Source organism: Psychrobacillus sp. NPDC096389, assembly GCF_044762855.1.
In the GTDB taxonomy this organism is placed as follows: domain Bacteria; phylum Bacillota; class Bacilli; order Bacillales_A; family Planococcaceae; genus Psychrobacillus.
In genome coordinates, this window is sequence record NZ_JBIWFB010000011.1 from 46,359 (window position 1) to 63,156 (window position 16,798).

18 protein-coding genes and 1 pseudogene are annotated in these 16,798 nt (G+C 33.2%); 14 read left to right on the forward strand and 5 right to left on the reverse strand.

Annotated features, from left to right (window positions below; all coding sequences use genetic code 11):
- The first annotated feature begins 25 nt into the window (after nt 1–25).
- The 5 genes from ACIQ38_RS20660 to ACIQ38_RS20680 all read left to right on the forward strand — a co-directional run bounded on the left by ACIQ38_RS20660 (nt 26) and on the right by ACIQ38_RS20680 (nt 2,930).
- A complete protein-coding gene (locus ACIQ38_RS20660; protein ID WP_402827731.1) occupies nt 26–460 on the forward strand; it encodes a hypothetical protein in 435 nt (144 codons plus the stop codon).
- A gap of 251 nt (nt 461–711) precedes the next feature.
- Nucleotides 712–1,161, forward strand: a complete 450-nt coding sequence (locus ACIQ38_RS20665; protein WP_402827734.1) for a DinB family protein — start codon at nt 712–714, stop codon at nt 1,159–1,161.
- Nucleotides 1,162–1,362: 201 nt separating this feature from the next.
- On the forward strand, nt 1,363–1,506 hold the full coding sequence (locus tag ACIQ38_RS20670) for a DUF3953 domain-containing protein (RefSeq protein ID WP_402827993.1): 144 nt from the start codon (nt 1,363–1,365) through the stop codon (nt 1,504–1,506).
- Nucleotides 1,507–1,578: 72 nt separating this feature from the next.
- The gene (locus ACIQ38_RS20675; protein ID WP_402827737.1) at nt 1,579–2,418 is read left to right on the forward strand and encodes a DUF2268 domain-containing putative Zn-dependent protease; all 840 of its coding nucleotides are present in this window, start codon (nt 1,579–1,581) and stop codon (nt 2,416–2,418) included.
- A 41-nt stretch (nt 2,419–2,459) separates the two neighbouring features.
- Nucleotides 2,460–2,930: a GNAT family N-acetyltransferase gene (locus tag ACIQ38_RS20680; protein WP_402827740.1), complete on the forward strand. Its 471-nt coding sequence runs from the start codon at nt 2,460–2,462 to the stop codon at nt 2,928–2,930.
- Between the two features lie 145 nt (nt 2,931–3,075).
- Here the strand turns inward: ACIQ38_RS20680 and ACIQ38_RS20685 are convergent, their stop codons facing one another.
- The gene (locus ACIQ38_RS20685; RefSeq protein WP_402827743.1) at nt 3,076–4,203 is read right to left on the reverse strand and encodes a DUF4179 domain-containing protein; all 1,128 of its coding nucleotides are present in this window, start codon (nt 4,201–4,203) and stop codon (nt 3,076–3,078) included.
- Between the two features lie 3 nt (nt 4,204–4,206).
- Nucleotides 4,207–4,743: a sigma-70 family RNA polymerase sigma factor gene (locus ACIQ38_RS20690; protein ID WP_402827746.1), complete on the reverse strand. Its 537-nt coding sequence runs from the start codon at nt 4,741–4,743 to the stop codon at nt 4,207–4,209.
- Between the two features lie 254 nt (nt 4,744–4,997).
- Here ACIQ38_RS20690 and pyrH point away from each other — a divergent pair, with 254 nt between their 5' ends.
- Nucleotides 4,998–5,744, forward strand: coding sequence for a UMP kinase (gene pyrH, locus ACIQ38_RS20695; protein WP_402827749.1), 747 nt, complete (start codon nt 4,998–5,000; stop codon nt 5,742–5,744).
- A 224-nt stretch (nt 5,745–5,968) separates the two neighbouring features.
- Nucleotides 5,969–6,841, forward strand: a complete 873-nt coding sequence (locus tag ACIQ38_RS20700; protein WP_402827752.1) for a serine hydrolase domain-containing protein — start codon at nt 5,969–5,971, stop codon at nt 6,839–6,841.
- Nucleotides 6,842–7,015: 174 nt separating this feature from the next.
- Here the strand turns inward: ACIQ38_RS20700 and ACIQ38_RS20705 are convergent, their stop codons facing one another.
- Entirely contained in the window at nt 7,016–8,707 is a 1,692-nt protein-coding gene (locus ACIQ38_RS20705) for a M3 family oligoendopeptidase (protein ID WP_402827755.1), read from the reverse strand.
- Between the two features lie 353 nt (nt 8,708–9,060).
- Here ACIQ38_RS20705 and ACIQ38_RS20710 point away from each other — a divergent pair, with 353 nt between their 5' ends.
- Together ACIQ38_RS20710 and ACIQ38_RS20715 are read left to right on the forward strand one after the other, a co-directional pair.
- The gene (locus ACIQ38_RS20710; RefSeq protein WP_402827758.1) at nt 9,061–9,183 is read left to right on the forward strand and encodes a hypothetical protein; all 123 of its coding nucleotides are present in this window, start codon (nt 9,061–9,063) and stop codon (nt 9,181–9,183) included.
- Nucleotides 9,184–9,532: 349 nt separating this feature from the next.
- A complete protein-coding gene (locus tag ACIQ38_RS20715; RefSeq protein WP_402827760.1) occupies nt 9,533–9,724 on the forward strand; it encodes a hypothetical protein in 192 nt (63 codons plus the stop codon).
- Between the two features lie 428 nt (nt 9,725–10,152).
- Here the strand turns inward: ACIQ38_RS20715 and ACIQ38_RS20720 are convergent.
- Nucleotides 10,153–10,452 (reverse strand): annotated as a pseudogene (locus ACIQ38_RS20720) (MFS transporter); the annotation flags it as partial.
- 96 nt (nt 10,453–10,548) lie between these two features.
- Between ACIQ38_RS20720 and ACIQ38_RS20725 the strand changes: the two are divergent.
- From ACIQ38_RS20725 to ACIQ38_RS20740, 4 genes are all read left to right on the forward strand, one after another.
- Nucleotides 10,549–11,298: a VOC family protein gene (locus ACIQ38_RS20725; protein ID WP_402827763.1), complete on the forward strand. Its 750-nt coding sequence runs from the start codon at nt 10,549–10,551 to the stop codon at nt 11,296–11,298.
- Between the two features lie 226 nt (nt 11,299–11,524).
- Entirely contained in the window at nt 11,525–12,052 is a 528-nt protein-coding gene (locus ACIQ38_RS20730; RefSeq protein ID WP_402827766.1) for a histidine phosphatase family protein, read from the forward strand.
- Between the two features lie 32 nt (nt 12,053–12,084).
- A complete protein-coding gene (locus tag ACIQ38_RS20735; RefSeq protein WP_402827769.1) occupies nt 12,085–12,453 on the forward strand; it encodes a hypothetical protein in 369 nt (122 codons plus the stop codon).
- 285 nt (nt 12,454–12,738) lie between these two features.
- Complete coding sequence (locus ACIQ38_RS20740; protein WP_402827772.1) at nt 12,739–13,122, forward strand: hypothetical protein; 384 nt, start codon at nt 12,739–12,741, stop codon at nt 13,120–13,122.
- 670 nt (nt 13,123–13,792) lie between these two features.
- On the opposite strand, the gene ACIQ38_RS20745 is transcribed toward ACIQ38_RS20740, so the two are convergent.
- Nucleotides 13,793–14,221 (reverse strand): hypothetical protein, encoded by a 429-nt coding sequence (locus ACIQ38_RS20745; RefSeq protein ID WP_402827775.1) that lies wholly within the window; start codon nt 14,219–14,221, stop codon nt 13,793–13,795.
- A 972-nt stretch (nt 14,222–15,193) separates the two neighbouring features.
- Between ACIQ38_RS20745 and pdxR the strand changes: the two genes are divergently transcribed.
- Entirely contained in the window at nt 15,194–16,624 is a 1,431-nt protein-coding gene (pdxR, locus tag ACIQ38_RS20750; protein WP_402827778.1) for a MocR-like pyridoxine biosynthesis transcription factor PdxR, read from the forward strand.
- The last annotated feature ends 174 nt before the right edge of the window (nt 16,625–16,798 follow it).

Below are 16,798 nucleotides of genomic sequence, written 5' to 3' on the forward strand. Positions count from 1 at the left end.
CTTTAAATTATAGGGGTTCAATCATATGAAGACTTGGAAGTACCGAACCACAAACACATTTTTTGACTACTTGGATTTTCATGATTGCTTAGTTGAGAAAATAATAGTTGAAAAAGACAAGGTCATTATTGAGTTCCGATTTATTTATGTGTCTGCTGAACATCCCCTTAATCCCAATGATGTAGCAAAATCAACAGATAAATGTAGACTTACTTTCTATGGAGTAACGGATAGTGCTGCAGTTATTCACTTGGATGAAGGGATGGAAAAGCAAGTTCTAATTACCGACTTAGAAGAAATGGAATTCTTGAAGTTTACTCAAAAACCATTAGGAAATTTAATGATTTTTGATATGTTTGGAACTGAATGGAAGACACATCAATTCAGTAGTATTCAAATTACAGCTATCAGTTTTACTTTAGAGTGGAATGATTTTACCGAAAATGCTTGGTATGTTTAATGATTAGTGAAAATTTCCAACCAAAACTTAACCAACTAACGAGTGCTTTAGTTAAAAAAATTATCGTTTGGAACATCTATTCTTACTACTCAAGTAAATATTATAGAATGTGATACTCAAACAAAATAAGCAGGTTAGTAGAAAAACAGTAAGATTTTAATGAAATAAAAAGAACGTATGTTCATTGTTTGTTTATTGATGTATAATTCGAAATACATAATATTCTTAATTATTGAGGTGGAGGAAGCGATATGAAGAAGATATTAAAAGAATTTGAAGAAACATTGGATGCCATTAAGAAATTAAAAGATGTAAATGAAGATAAGTTAATTGAGCCTATTAGTGAAGAAAAATGGTCGATTAGAGAAATTGTAGGACATTTATTTTATTGGGATAAGTATAATCTAGAAAAAATGGTTCCGTTAATGGTTAGCGGAGCAAACTTGCCACAGTTTCCAGACCATGACCAATATAATAAGGAATCAATATTATATCTAAAAGACAACACAGTGGAATCTATTATAGATGCTTTTATAGAAACTCGAAAGGAGCTTATTGAGAATATTTCAAAAGTAGAAGAAGATATTAGATTTACAATAGGAAAAGGAAAACGACAGTTCTCAAGTGAAAGTTTTATAAAGATGTTTTTAGAACATGATGTTCACCATTTGCAACAAATAAATAGGATAATAAATAATTGAGTGCCATAGTTTTTATTGTGTTAACGGATGTTTGGATTAAACAAGATATCTTTTGAAGATAATAGAATATCAGTGAGAGGTATAAAAATGGAAGAGAAAAAGTTTGATGTTTTAATGTTATTTCAAATAATTTTTGCACTTCTTGTTATGTTAATTAGTATTTACAGTAAAGTTACGGAAAACTACAGCCTTCTGCCATTGATGCTCATATTTTTGAGCGTATTGTTCCTTATAATAGGATTACGAGAATATAAAAGAACTCAGAGCTTATTGTGGGGCATTTGCTATTTATGCATTTCGTTGTTCATTTTATACACTGTAGTTGGAAGCATTATGAGTAAATAAACAGAAGTAATATTCAATTAACAGATGGATTAGTAAACTAGGCAGTCAAACAACAAAAAGGGGTGACACTTATTGGATAAAGTAGAATTGCTAAACTTGGTACCTAAATTCTTAACTTTTTACCAGATGGCAAACAGACCAAGTATTGATGAAGAACAAAGATGGAAACTATGGGAAAAATATTATAACTTTGCTGCAATTCCTCCAGGAGAAGAAGGGAAAATAATTGCGAGAAATTTGCTAGACGGGGCCTGGGATGCTTATGGTGTCCATTTAACTATGTTGGAAAATTGGGAACCAAACCTGGAGAAAGTTAAAGATTACTTAAAAAAAGTAAAAGAACTTCTGGGATATGACCAACCAATTAATTTGGTAGTTGTATATTTTGTTGGAGGATTTGAAAATAATCCTTTCGTTGCTCCTTATGATGAAAATCGTTTGGCACTTTGTCTTCCTATTGAAAATGGAGAATCTGATATATTACTATCACATGAATTGACCCATATAGTACATTCACATATTGCTAACTTAACAGCTGAATGGGAACGAACAATTGGCTCAACTATATTACAAGAGGGATTAGCCACTCAGGTGAGTAGATTTTTAGTTCCAGGGCAATCAATTGAGCTTTATATCGAGCATTCAAAAGGATGGCTTGAATCGTGCTATGAAAATAAGGCAGAAATCCTTACAGGTATACTTCCTTACTTAGAAGACTCTTCTTCCGAAGTGGTGACAAAGTTTACATTTGGGAATGGAACAACAAACAGGGAAAGAGAAGCCTATTTTGTAGGTTGGGAAATGGTGCAATACCTCTTAGATGAGGGAGTAACTTTTAAAGAAATGGCAAATGTTCAAGAGAAAGATATACCCAATTATATACGTGAAGCCTATCCATTACTATTCAACTAACTACTGATTTACTTGAATAAGAAAAAATAGGAGAAAAATAAATGGAAATAAGATTAGCGACACCAAAAGACCAACACCAAGTGGTGAATGTATTAAATGAGGTCACGCTGACTTTGCAAAAAAAGGACATTTACCAATGGGATTATCCTTGGGAAGTCAATAAAATTACAAATGAAATAAATAATTATTATACGTATGTATTGTTACTAGAAGAGAAGATAATCGGGACTTTTTGTTTAAAGGATATAGATTGTTTAAGTGAGTTAACCATTGATCCTAAAAGTTATTACTTGTCTCAAATTGCCATTCTACCAGAATACCAAGGTAATAATTATGGTTCAAAAATAACGGCCTTTGCTTGCTACTTTGCTAAAAGAAAAAATAAAACAATGTATTTAGATTGTTGGGCTGGAAATGAAAAGTTGAAAAAATTCTATTTGCATAATGGTTTTGAGTATCAAGGGGATTTTCCAGAAGAAGATTATTTTATTAGCATTTTTAAATTTCAATAAAGTGGTGCATTAGTGGGGAAAAAAGAAAGAGTCGTTTTGACTGCTTTTTCTTGTTTAACAAGAGAAGCAGTCAAATCGAGAATATTTTCTTATGATACATTAAGATCCACCTAGCAATAAGCTAGGTGGACCCCTATTGAAAATCCTATTTTTTATTTAGTGGCACTTGAATGGATTCAATCGTGTAAGGCTCCATAACTGGCACTAAGAAACCATCACCATTTGAATCTGGATTATCTACTTTCATCACATTCACGATTGGCGTTATCGTGAGAGTTGTTGCTGCATCGTCGAAAACACTCATTGTAATTCTTGGATTACTTCTATGATTCGCATCAAAATCTGTACTGTGAGTAGAATCTCGGTAATGGACATATTTATATGATTTCCCTGAATTATCAGATATTAAGTATTCGATTAGTACCACCCTCATTTCTTTCTCTTCTTGTGAAACCACTCGCTCGTCCACTAGTTCCGACAGATAGATAGTAGAAGAAATGGGGGTTTGTGTTATTTTTATTAAATCAACTTCAATCCCTTTATCTTCTGTGGAAAATTCATTAGTAGTAAATTTTCTAGTTTTGTTATCTAACTTCTCTAAAAGAAATTGGAAGGACCAACTTCCTAACGTGGCTTGTTGAACTTTATTTAAATTAATAACCGTATCCCCCGTCCATGTAACATGAAGAGTGTCGGGTTTAGAGCCCTTAAGTAATTGGTAGATATATACTACAGCGTATTCGTGATCATTTATTTTTTCTACTATATAATTTTCAAAATATCCATTATCCTTATAACGATCTCCAAATTCATCTACAAATTCATCTACAATCATTTTACCTTCTAAAACAGGTCTTTCTCCCAAATCCTGTTCACTCTTAATCGTGTAGGCAATTGTAATATTTTCCCCATCATAAACTGCATTAGTTGCTGTAATACTAATCCCGTTACTTTCTTGAGTTATTCCTATATCGGTCGAATGCTCGTCATATTCTTCAAATACATAGTATTCATTATTACTCAATAGTTCAAAGATGTTACTAATAATTGGTACCTTAGCCGCCAGTGCTGGAAATGTAAGACTGAATGTAAAACTAGATAGGACGATAAAGGAGGCTGCAGCTAATAAAAAATAGTTTTTCTTTTTCTTCTTGGTTGACATTTTATGAAATATTTTCTTTTGAATACGATTTTGTTCCACTGTGGAAAGTGGTACTTCTTCCAATTCACTTACGTCTAACCTGACATTATTTAGCTCTTTAAAAATGGACATTCTTCACACCCCATCCCTCAATAATATAGTTTTTAACTTTTTTCTGCCTCTGGAGAGTTTGTTATGCACCCAAGATTGCTTTACTTTGAATTCCTTTGCAATTTCATTGGATGGAACACCTTCCACATAATATTTTTCAAATATCGCTCGTTCCGTATCGTTTAATGCACTTAATATGGAAGATAAATCGATTCCACTTGGCTTGACCTTCGATTGGTCATATACATGTTCATCAAAGGCAATTTGACTTACTTGTCGTTTTGTTTTTTCCGTTTTGCGTATATAATCAATCGCTCGGTATTTGGCAATTGCAGAAATCCATTGTTTGAACTCATTTTTGGTGGGATCAAATGATTCAATATGGAACCATATCGAAATCAATACATCTGCTAAGCATTCTTCTATATCTGGTTGATTGCCATTCAAGTATCTTCGGATAATACCATTAAGCAGACCTCCATAATTCTGTATAAGATAAGGAATTGTTTGTTCATTTTTACAGATTATTTGTTGTACAACGTTTTCATCCGTTATCTTCACTTCAACCTCTCCTTGTTCATTTTTGGGTACCCTGCCTATTAATACGTATATTAAGTCAAAAACCTATCAAATAAAATATTTAAAAGTATAAATGCGGTAACAATCTCAGCTTACACGAACTATTAGACCTCTTCAAAATTGTATCGATTAGTACTTTGATTAAATTAAAATTCCTGTTTTAATATTTTTTATTTTCTGTTAGTATATAGAAGATTTGGATTTGTGTACTGGAAATAAGAAAAGGGGGAAAATGTATGACATATAAACGAGTATTAATAAAAATAAGCGGTGGTGCTCTAGCAGACGAAAACGGTGATAGCTTTGGTGCAAAAAGTTTGGAACATATTACAGACGAAATTATTTCATTAACCTCAATAGGAATCGAAGTTTCTATCTTGGTTGGGGGTGGAAACATCTTTAGAGGTAATCTATCAAGTCAATGGGGAATCGATAGAGTTGAAGCAGATAACATTGGTACTTTGGGAACTATAATTAACAGTTTAATGCTCCGAGGTGTTCTAAAATCGAAAACCGATAAAGAAGTACGAGTAATGACTTCCATACCAGCTCCATCTGTTGCTGAACCTTATATTCGATTAAAAGCCGTTCAACATCTTGAAAAAGGCTATATAGTGATTTTCGGGGGAGGAAATGGACAACCATTTGTAACGACCGATTATCCTAGTGTACAAAGAGCAATTGAAATGGATAGCGATGCTATTTTTGTAGCGAAGCAAGGTGTCAATGGAGTCTACACCTCAGATCCGAAACTAACAAAAGATGCAAGAATGTATAAAAATTTAAATTATGATGATGTTGTAAAAAATGGTATTCGAGTTATGGACCAATCAGCATTATTACTTGCTAGAGACTTCGATTTACCTGTACATATATTTGATTTTAATAACACGGGAGTTATGCTAAGGATTTGTTTAGGAGAAACGTTGGGCACTTTGATTAGTAATAATAACACCAGTATGATGGATGAAAATATTGAGTAGTTTCTATGTTGAAAGGGACATTAGCTCAATTTTTATTTGTGAAATAGTAGAGGGGAGTTTGCAAACATCTTTTGAAAGCTTGGAAATTGCGTTCCTTCCTATTAAAGAAGTGCAAAATTGGCATGCAGATCATTATGAAATGGCCAAAAAAGCATATGCTGCTCTAAAGTAATACGTTACAAAGTTCATTTAAAGCGGGATATGGATTAGGGGGATAGAGTTGTATGAGTGAAGTGATTCGTATGTTATATGAACAGAATGACTCAATTCATAATTTGTATGTTTCGGTTTCAAACAAAGAAATATTTAATGCTCAACAAATGAATGATTCTAACTTAATTGACATTCGATCAATGACTAAAAGTATCGTTTCACTTTTGATTGGAATAGCTTTAAAAGAAAAACATATAAAGTCTCTAGAAACCCCGATTAATTATTATTTACCTGATGCTCCTGGTCATATAGTAATACGAGACTTGCTTACAATGACTTCAGGATTCGATATCGATGATAAAAATTTATACGGGCTTATTCTTAAGAGTAAAGATTGGGTGAAGGATATATTAGACCTACCTTTATCAGGACAGGGAGATTTTAGATATAAAGGCGTTGACTATCATCTTTTATCTGCAATTATTAGTAAGTCAACGGGTTTAAAGATGTCCAGCTTTGCTCAGATCAAGTTCTTTTCGCCGCTGAGAATCAATGAAGTTGAGTGGGAAAGTGACCCGCAAGGTGTAACAGTTGGGAGTACGGGCTTAAAAATTTCATTTGAAAGCCTAGTAAAGATATCAAAGCTTCTTATCAATAATAGTTTTGATAATAACAATGAAATTATTTCGAACGATTGGATAAAAAAGTCTATTGAAAATTGTATCTCAACAAACCTCAGTTATGGGGATTATGGATATGGTTGGTGGCTAAAAAGTTATAGAGGGAATGTGATTTATCGAGCTTTAGGTTCAGGTGGTCAGCAAATTCTTATAAATCCCCAGGAAAAGATTTCAGTTATTATTACAGCGGACTCTAAAACATTTAATCACATAGAGAGTGAAGTTTTATCAAACAAGATTCTAGATGTTATTATGGCTAATTAATTGTTTTGAGTTTATTATCTTAAAAAGGGAATATTTTATCTTCAAGTAACGATGAGTTGTAAATAGGAAACTAAAGCGGAAGTTTAGTTGAAGAAGAGGATGAAATACTCCATATAAGCAACCATATAAAACAAGTAGCCGAAAATGCCATTTCGGCTACCCATAGGCTTACTATTAGAATGAATGTTCATCCACCTGATCAACCCAGCTTTTAACCTTTTCAAGAAGGCTTTCCATGCTTCCATCTTCAAAAGGAGACTCCAGATTTGCACTCTTCAAAAGTTCAGGGTATGAAAGTCGTCCCCCTTGTTTGCACATTTTCAGGAAGATTTCCCATGCAGATTTTGGGTCATCTTTCTGTTTGATCCATAGTTGGACCGCAGCAAAATGGGCCAAATCATAGTCCATGTAATAAAAAGGCGAAGCGAAAAGATGCCCTATTTCATAAAAACCTGTACCTTTCTCTAAAAATTCATTGCCATCATAATCTCGTTCCGGCAAGTACTCGTGCTCCAACTCACTCCACTTTTGCATCCGATCTTGCATGGTGACTGTCGGGAATTCATACAGGAAGTGTTCGAATTCATCAACGACTGATACAACCGGCATATGGATAAATGCTTCGGTTAGGTTAGAAAACTGGTACTTCTGCGTATCTTCGCCAAAAAATAGTTCCATCCACGGCCAGACGAACCGTTCCATCGTAAAGGAAAATATCTCACAAGAATCATAGGGTATAATGTACTCAGGTATATTGGAATGACGGCTCATATAAAACTGAAAGGCATGCCCCGCCTCATGTGCAAAAACTCTGACGTCATTGGATGTGCCATTGAAATTTGCGAAAATAAACGAAGCAACCTCCGGACCGCTATACGAAGCGAAGGCTCCACCCATTTTGTTTGTACGTGATTCCACGTCAACATTTCCTTTTTCCATCATTTCCTCAAAAAATGCACCCGTTTCAAGAGACAGTTCTCGGAAAATAGCACGGTAAACCTCTAATATTTCTTGTTGTCCCGCTCTGGGTGAGGGCGGACCGTTTTTGAAGAAATAGCTCTCATCATAATACTTCAGTTTGGAAACGCCTATACGTTTCAACTGTTTCTTTCTAAGAGCAGAAATGAAATGTACCCCATGCTCTTTTACTTGCTTGCGATATCGAACGAGGTCGTCTGGCTTATGTCCGGTTCTATGCATTCGGTCATAGCCAAGTTCCACAAAGGACGAGTAACCTAACTTTGTAGCGATTCGGTTGCGTGTCTTAACAAGTTCATCAAGGATTCGATCAAAATCGGAGGCATGCTTTTTGAAGAAAAGTGATTTTGCTTTAAAGGCTGCTTTTCGAATCTCACGATTAGATGAGCCTAGATAATGAGCCAAAGTATTTAATCTCAACTCTTTTCCATCGAAAGGAATAATCGCTTTTCCTAATAGCTCCTGATACTCCGAAACAAGGAGATTTTCCATTCTGATATCATCTTGCACTTCATCAGAATAGGTTTTCAACTTCATGTCAGCTATTTTGAATAGCTGATTGCCCCACTGGCTCTCAAGTTGTTTCCTAAATTTCGCGTTCAGAATCTCTCTGTAGAATTCACCTGTCATTCGTAACCAGCGTGGCTCGAACTCTTGGAAAAAGGCATGTTGATTATTGTATTCATCGTTTGCCGTATCTCTAAAGTAATTAATCCTTGCTTCGTTTTCTGAGGCCTGATAAACAAGACGATGAAGGTTCAGCTTTTCAAACTGGACATTTTGCTCATCTAAAGAAGTTGCATCTATAAAACTTTTCAACATTCTTTCAAAGTCTTCTTCATATTGGTCAATATCTAAGATGGAATCCTTTTGTTTAATAATATTCATTTTTAACCCTCCAATCACTATTTACTTCAAAGAGTAATATATTTTACTTCTAAAAGCAATATATAAATTTCTGAAATAAAAAAATACTCTGCGAGAAAAATGTTCATGGAATGTTTAAATCGTTTTGTTGACGAAAAGTGATGTTATCAAAGGAGTTTCACTCATATTCAACTAAACTGTTTCTTTCGTTAAATATCTCCAAATTCTCAACGGTTTATTTTATATCCAAAACATCAATTTGATATTGGTTATACATTGGGAAATGTTACAATTAAACTAACTCGACAGGTTAGTTTAATAGAAAATGAAAGTATTTCGATAGTCGATTAATAATAAGGATGGCAGAGGGGAATATGGACAAAACACCATTATATGCATATATACTATTTAGTGGAAATGATGATTTCCAGTTAGATATCGTTACAAAAAGACTCGGTGCGCAACCTAAGCAAACCTGTAAAGCAAGAGGACGATAGAAATAAATCAGTTAGTACACTCAAATACTGGTTGGTGTTTTGAAATAAAAAATAAAGAATTACTATTTGTAAAAGATGTGTTACATCCGCTTTTGGAGATAGACTTTCTAATCTAATAACAGATCTTAATAATTACAAGGTATTTATTTCGGAAGATAAACTCAACGAATTTGAAGAATTTATAAAACAATTGTCCAGTTCGGAAATAGGCAAGGTACATGTTGCTGGGGACTAAACAATGTATTAACGTTGTTCAGCTAAAGTTACAGATTAGTGGTTCTATGAAGTAAGCATTTGTTAAAATAACGGGTGCCTCAGTATAAGGATAAGATGAGAGAGAGGAATATTGATGCTTGTAGAGTTAGATGAAAGAGTGAAAAGCTGGCTGCAGTCAAAAGGTAAGGATGTTTCAGTAAAAACCATACAAGTTAATGCTTGCTGTGCTCCTCCGATTCAGGATTTAATAACGCATCTAGGAAAACCAAAAGATTTGCATAATTATAATGAAATCAAAGTAGACAATTTATCCATTTCTGTATAGAAACCTCTTTCATTAAATGAAAAAATGATGTTAACATTTACGGGAATGGGCATTTTTAAAACAATTACAGCAAAGTTTTAGTTAGGTTTAAGTATACACTCGGGGGATAGGGGAGAGTGATATTCCTCATTGAGATGCGTTAGTTAAATGTATGCTAAATAGATGTCAAAGCTATTAAGTGACAAGTTTTATTATTCGTTCTAAAAAAAACGAGTCCTACACCAAGATGAGGATGTCAGTAGACTGCCTCTATTTTTCTTTAACTAAAGGGCAGGTTAGTTAGAATAAAGGAGAGAAAGATAGTGATGGAGTGTCAATTGGAACGATATTTTAAGAGATATTTTGCATTATAAGTAAATACAAAACGCTAACGTCTTATAGAAAAATAGCCTTTAATATTTACTTGATCTTTCTCTCTTCGACAGTTTTTAATTAGAACCAAAGACGTTGTTTCTCCAAAAAATAAACACCACACTCAATATTACGGATAATAATCCAACCAGGATAACTTATTGCGTTCCCATCGCTGAGATGAATATACCACCTACTGCAGGACCGATTGTTGTTCCTATATTTGCGGAGGATAAAAACAAGCCGTTAGCAAAGTCAGGTGCTTGGGGAGCTGCAGATGTAACCACATATTGAGTAATGTTTGCTGAAATTCCAGTCAATATACCCTGGTGTAAGGTGATAATTACCATAGGTTAGGTGAATTGACCCGTGAAAAATTAATGAAAGATTTTCTAAAATTCGGAACTTCTAGACGATTTGAGCGTATTCAAGTAGAGGACAGAAAATCTAAACGCTTATTGGGGGAGAATTATTTGAAGATTGACCATCTAGTTGTCAATGTAGATAGTTATGTACAAGAAGATGAGAATTTTATTAAGCAAGTTCACTCTACGGGTCTTCCATATAAACCGAAATGGGGAAAGGGTACAAAAGGATTTAAGGTATCGAACATATGGATTGGGAATGAATATCTTGAATTAGTTAAAATCAAGTCAAAAGACGGTGGGGGTTGGATAGAAAGTTGGACTGAGGATTATCATAGTGGGCATAGAGGTCTTATTGGTTTTGCATTAGAAGTAGATGATATTGAAGCAATCTATCAGAATTTGATTGGACAGAACATTCAAGTATCAGCGCCAGAACCTTTAAAATTTAAATGGTTCTTTAATCTACTAAGTAAGACAATGCCTTGGAAAAATTCATATTTACCCAAATTTGAAGGAATGCCTTTTCAATTTTTCTTGCAACAGCTTAATGATGAAAAAAGTAAAAAATATATGCAAAAATATATGGTACCGAATAGTAGGGAAAACAATATTAATGGAATATTGGAAGTAAAGATTTATGGCATATTGACAGAACAAGACAAAAATATTATTAAAGCACTTTTTAAGGATTATACAGTAACAGATAGTACAATTACCGTTTCTCTTGGAAACCAAATCATTTCATTTGTAGAATCTAAAAAATATTCAGTTGAAGTAATATTGGACTGCGAGAATGAAGAAAAATCTACAAAACAACTTGTGATAGGAAATAACTTAATAATTCAATATGAATAATTTCAAACAATCGTCTACTTCAACTAAACAAGCCCAGTATTGTCGGGAGTCTAATTTTTCTGCAAAACATCAAGTAGATCTTAGAAATCCATTTTGAGATGTTACAGTTGAGCTAATGCTACAGATTAGTTTAACAATAAAAAAGGGATTATTGTTTTGACCAAAAAGAAAAAGGTACTTTTGGTTAAAGGTAAGTTACTAATTTGTAGATATATGGAGGACAAAAATGATATATGTTATTAGACACGGACAGACAGATTTAAATAAGGAAAGAAGGATGCAAGGACGTTTCGGCCTACCTCTAAATGAATATGGTATTAAACAGGCAGAAAATCTGAGAGACAAAATAAAAGATATAAAGTTTGATTATGTTTTTTCCTCTCCACAAGAAAGAGCTATCCAAACAGCAGAAATAGCGACGGGATTAAAAGTGACAATTGATGCAAGGCTGGATGTTTTTGATTTAGGAGAAGCAGACAGATTAAAAACTAGCGAAGTGAAAATGGCAGGAGTAGTACCTGATTCAAGTATTTATAGAGGTGTTGAAGAGCCCAGTGGTTTTGTCGAAAGAGTTTTTAATTTTATGAGTGAACTGGAACGTGAAAATAGAGGGAAAGAACTAAATACTCTACTTTCTGGGCATAGATGTACGACTGGATGTATTGGTTCTTATTTTGAAGGCATACCGGAAGATAAGAATATTCTAAGGTTTTCATCAAATAATGGTGATTACAAAATTTATCGTTTCAAATAATTCATTTGACGATGTAAAAAGGTGAAGTTTCTATGAGAGAAAAAGATAAACATATATGGATAGAAGCTGAAGAGTGGGAAAATGATGAATGGGATATTGAGGATGGAAATACGGATGTTAAAGTTACTTTTTCAGACCGTAGTGTATGGATGGCGACATTTTTTACATACAGAAACATTGAAAGGCAAAGAGAGAAGAATGAAAAGTCAGGGGAATGTATGCATGGAGCCTACTTTCAGGCGAGTGATATGGTTTTAATTGATAATATAAGCAAAGAAAGAATTTATGAAGTAATTAATTATCTTATCGATAACGGTGAATTTGAGTTTGTATTTACTAAATATCCCGATGTTGAGGTTCAAGAGGAATACTTCTTTCCAGTAAATTTCTTCTTAAAATAACGGCTGCTCTAGTTGAAGAACAGGGAATGCTGAAGTTTTTTCAGAAATGCGCTACATCTCGACCCAAATACATGCAAGATGATAAAAATTTTAAGGGGATTCTGATGAAGAAATTATTGCTATTAATTTGTGGAATTACACTTTTGTCTGCTTGTTCGGAAGAGTTAAATCTACCTAGAAGAACAAAATCTTATACTTTCAGAACAATTAAATGAAAAAGAACAAAAGATCAAAGATTTAACACAACATATTGAGCAGTTGAATATACAGGTAGATGATTTTAATATGGAAAAAGAACATTACACTTTCGTAAGTAATAATGCTAGGGAGTTTGTTAAAGCACATACGACAGGAGATAAAGAAAAAATCCAACAGCTAGTATCCGATGAGGTCGTTCTTGTAGAAAAAGAAAACAAATTATTTGCTAGAATAGACAGCTCTGGTGAATATGAATGGCAATTATTTACTAAGGATGCCAAGGGTCAATTCGTGGATTGGGTAATACAAGGACATGAGTATGATGGTGAATCGAAAACATTTAATATTGCTATAAGAGAATTTTATCTAGATTCAAACGGAGAGCCAGAAAGTCCTCCAACATTCTTGTATTTAACTTTTAAATTGTATGACAATGAGTGGAAGATTAATAGTTTGGCATTTGACGTGTAGAGATAGACCGGTTCATTTCTTCAACTAAAAGGGCAGGTTAGTTTAATAAGGCTAGAATGATTGTTAAACTTCCAAAGGTTTTAATGATATTTTTAAGGAGTACTTATTTGATGAAATTTAATGATGCGATACAAGTAGGTGATTTTGTAAAAGCCAAATAAATAGCTTCCCAAATGGATATGGATTTTCTGAAAGAAACTCTTTTCCTTATAGCTTATGACAATGAAAACATTGCTACTTACGGATTTATAAGTTATTTAATATATGAAGAACCGCCTATGAATTTCAAATTTATTCAACTAACGAGTGCTTTACTTTAAGAAGGAGTAAAGCATTTTGCTTATTCAAATATGTATTAAACAATAAAAAAGCTACTAAAACCGAACAAGAAACAGTAAAATCAATTTTCTTTGAGATAGTTGAAAAGAATAATCTAGATTCTAATTTATTTAATCTTAAAGTGGCTGATGGTGATGAAGGACCAGATTGGTAATTAGGTTTTTATTTTACTAACATCACTAACAAAGCTTAGTAAGCAAGAGTATATAAAGCAGTTAGTAAAGAAATTTCCTTAAACTAATGCCACAGTCAAGTTTTGTCTTCTTCCACTAACTGATGTATTTCGTGGGTTTGTTTCTGTTAATCAAATTGAAATTAATTAACTTCAAAACTAATCTTTTTTAACTGTATATCTAACTTGTTTAAAGATTACTATATCTCCAGTTTCAGTATCATCTATAGTTTGCAAAAGTTGAACTTTTGGCTTGTAGTCCGTCCTATGAGCGTCTTTGATACCTGTAATGTCAAGTTTGTAAGATTCACCATTTTTTATTTTTTGTTCCAATACTTTTTTATTGGCAACAAAAATAAAGGTCACTTTATTCTCATCAATCCCGTCAATCATCATTTCCAATTCATTATCTTTTGTTGTAATCGTTGATGTTAATAATTCAATATTTCCGTTTCCAGTTTCTTGTTTACTTGCAATTTTATAAGCAGCTCTATCACTTGAATCTAAAGAATTTTCTATTATACTTGAACATCCGTATAATGTGTTACCAGCAAATAGAATAAAACTTAATCCAATAATCTTTTTCAAAAATACGCCTCCTTTTAGGAAGATTATAACATTACAGTAAACAGATAGTTCACAGTCCGTAATAATCAATCTTTTTTCCAAATGAACACTAACTTCTATCAAAAAAATGCTGAAATTATTCAGCGTTTTTGGTAATGAGCTAGTAGTTTTTTACTTTTGGGTGATCTAAAGAATATAAAACAAATCAAATATATAAAGCAAGTAACTCCAAATAATGCAAAAATCCCAGGTGTTAGAACTAAATAAAAACTAAATGGAATTGACCAAGCAAAAGCTATTAACATTAATGACTTTTTTGAAGTTATAGTTGAGGTAATAGCTAGGCATGCAGGGAGAAACAACATAAAAAATGTGGTTGCCATAGAGTCAGTAGTTGGACTTGAGTAAGGATTATAAAAGGCAAACACTATCCATAATGCTATGCTCGAGAATCCTCCTACTAAACCTAAGAAAAATGTCATTTTTCTAACTGTAACCACCTCCTTTTTAGCACTCCGATTACTACTTGAACAAGGATTTACAAATAGTTTTAGCTTAAATCCAAATTATCTTTTAATAAGTAAATTATACCACATTTTCAATCAACCCCTATTAACTAATTGAATATTTAGATTGTTTTGCGATAAAGTTGAGAACTACCACACTGTTAGCGTAGTGAGAAGAGTAAAGAATCCAAGGAAAAGGTTCCTCTTTTTTTTATGGGCAAACCCCTTTTAAGTATTCTTGGAGGTTTCATAGGAAAATTATGGGTTTGTCTGGAATTTGATTTACAATTGCTTCTAATTCAAATAGATTTATTTAAGGTTTAGTTAATAAGCAGTGGCTACAAAAAGGGCATTAAGTTTGAAAAGATTATGAAAAGAAGTTTAAATGTAAAAGTGGATGGCCAAAATAACGAATAATTGGCTGGTTACATGTAAAAGTAATTACACTAGAATGAGTTACTAATAAAATTTATAAGGACTGTGACGTATGGATTGGAGACCAGACCGAAAAGCAAAAAAGGCTATATATAAACAACTTGCTGAGTATATTGAAAATAGAATAGCAGATGGTACATTTCCACCAGATAAACCACTACCATCTGAAAGGGATTTAGCGAAGAAATTGGACTTAAACAGAAGTACCATAGTTGCTGCATATGATGAGTTGGAGTCGAATGGACTCATTGAAAGAACTAGAGGAAGTGGAACTACCATTAGTAAAGATATATGGGGGATTGCAAAGAAGCGTATTCCTAGCTGGAATACCTATATCGAGGCGGGGTCTTTTTTACCTAATTTACCTGTTACGCAAAGAATAAGAAATGAAACAGTAGATCATAAATTAATTAATTTAGCTAGCGGAGAATTGTCGGAAGACCTATTTCCTATGAATTTTTTAAGAGAAATTACTTCGACTCGTTCCTTCATTGGAAGCTTAGGATATGATCATCCTCAGGGTAGCGCTATCTTAAGAAATACCCTGACAAAACATGTAAAAAAGTATCGAGAAATTGAAACCAATCTTTCTTCAATCCTCATTACTTCGGGGGCACAACAAGCTTTACACTTAGTCGTTCAGTGTTTGTTAAAGCCTGGAGATGCAGTTGCGATAGAAGACCCTTCTTATAATTATAATCTACAAATTTTCAGATCGGCAGGCTTAAAGGTATATCATTTGCCTGTTGATAAAGATGGCATCAATCCCGATGATTTGTTGTCATTATATAAAAAACACCGAATTAGAATGATATTTTTAAATCCTGCTTATCAAAATCCTACAGGTTCTTTATTAAATGAAAAACAACGTAAAGCTATTTTAAATATATCCTCAGAACATGGAATTCCTGTAGTAGAAGACGATCCCTATAGTTTAACATCTTTTACTGGAGATAAAATCCCTACGCTCAAATCAATGGATGTTCACGGGAATGTTTTATATATTAGCTCTTTGTCAAAAATTGTTGCTTCTGGTTTAAGAATTGGATGGATTATAGGACCAAAACCAGTAATAGAAAGATTATCTGATGCAAAACAACAAATAGACTTCGGCCATTCAAGCTTTACACAATGGATTGCTAATGATTTTATGGAATCTGAAAATTTCCAGCATCATATTGAAAAATTGATAAAGGAAATAGTAAAACGTAGAAATCAGATAGTTGCAAGTCTTAATTTTTATTTAAAGAATCAGGTAGAATTTTCTATTCCACTTGGCGGCATTCATATATGGTGCAAGATTAAAAAAGACTATAATGAATTGCAATTACTAGAGGAATCTATTAAAAGAGGTGTAATTTATGTCCCTGGTTCAACAATGGGATCTAAAAAGGGGTTTGTCCGATTTACTTTTGCTAGGGAAGATGAAGAATCAATAGACAAAGGAATTAAACGATTTGCAGAAGCCCTTCATTTTCTTTAAATAACTATGATTATCTTGGAATTTACTTAAGAATCATGATCCTCATGATTCTTTTTTTTATGGTAAATGGATGGTCAAAAAAATATTGAATTGGATGGTCTCAAAAATAATGAAAGACTTTATGATGGAGAAGTGAATAATCAAACAACCATATAGACTAATGAATAATGGTGA